The organism is Cognatundibacterium rugosum, assembly GCF_014284365.1.
Classification (GTDB): domain Bacteria; phylum Pseudomonadota; class Gammaproteobacteria; order Burkholderiales; family Burkholderiaceae_D; genus Undibacterium; species Undibacterium rugosum.
Map to the genome: position 1 here is coordinate 1 of NZ_JACOGG010000053.1, position 786 is coordinate 786.

The following is a 786-nucleotide window of genomic DNA, read 5'->3' on the forward strand; positions in this document are numbered from 1 at the left end:
CATCCACTACTATAATCATGACCGTATAAAACTGAAATTAAAAGGGCTGAGTCCTGTTCAATACAGGAATCAGCCCTTGGCCACGTAACTATCAAGCTGTCCAACTAAATGGGGTCACTTCAAAAATTATTTTTTTAATATGTTTCTCATTAAAAATCTTATTTATTTGAATTATTTCCTGATTTTGTAACTTTCTTTGTCAACCGGGAGGCTGGCGTTAACGTTTCTAGACATAAAGAATCTTCGCCCATTTTGGATTACCGCGAAGATGCCACTCAAGGAGTCTGAAAATGATCTACGAAATTCTGGTTCGTGCGGCTAATAGCAAAAAGATGACATCTGATCATCTGATTTGGATAGAAAGCGATTTGCCCTCCCGCTCTTTTGAAAAATGGTTGCGTGACCGTGCATTGCTGGATACCGGCGCACAATCGCCGGTAGTGCGCTGGAGTATCGTTCAGACCGAACGTCAGGCCCATTTCAAGCTGGCTACTCAGGCAAAAGCCTTGAAAACCCGTATTTCAGAACTGATGAGTGGCATGCCTGAAGTGCTGGCAGTACCGGATGCGTCGAAAGCATTGAGCGCCTTCCGTCTGAAAGCAAAAACACCGGAACTGGCTGGCGCTTATCTCTAAGTCGCTTGAATCTGTCTGAAAATAAAAAAGGCAGCTCAGTGAACTGCACCCCAAAAGTTGGACACCCGTCCATACTTTTGGGGTGTTTTCATGAGTAAATATACAAAGCAATTCAAAGTACAGGTTGTTGAGTACTATCTGCAGGAGAACG

General features: G+C 43.4%; 2 protein-coding genes. Both read left to right on the forward strand.

Going from position 1 to position 786, the window contains the following annotated elements; translation table 11 throughout:
* Nucleotides 1–88: IS3 family transposase (locus H8K47_RS17995; protein ID WP_186882330.1), on the forward strand; the 88-nt coding region annotated here is incomplete at its 5' end.
* Nucleotides 89–290: 202 nt separating this feature from the next.
* On the forward strand, nucleotides 291–635 hold the full coding sequence (locus tag H8K47_RS18000) for a hypothetical protein (protein WP_186882725.1): 345 nt from the start codon (nucleotides 291–293) through the stop codon (nucleotides 633–635).
* The last annotated feature ends 151 nt before the right edge of the window (nucleotides 636–786 follow it).

Coding starts and splice junctions, on each gene's coding strand:
- H8K47_RS18000 (WP_186882725.1), top strand. CDS start 291: ATGATCTACGAAATTCTGGTTCGTGCGGCTAATAGCAAAAAGATGACA.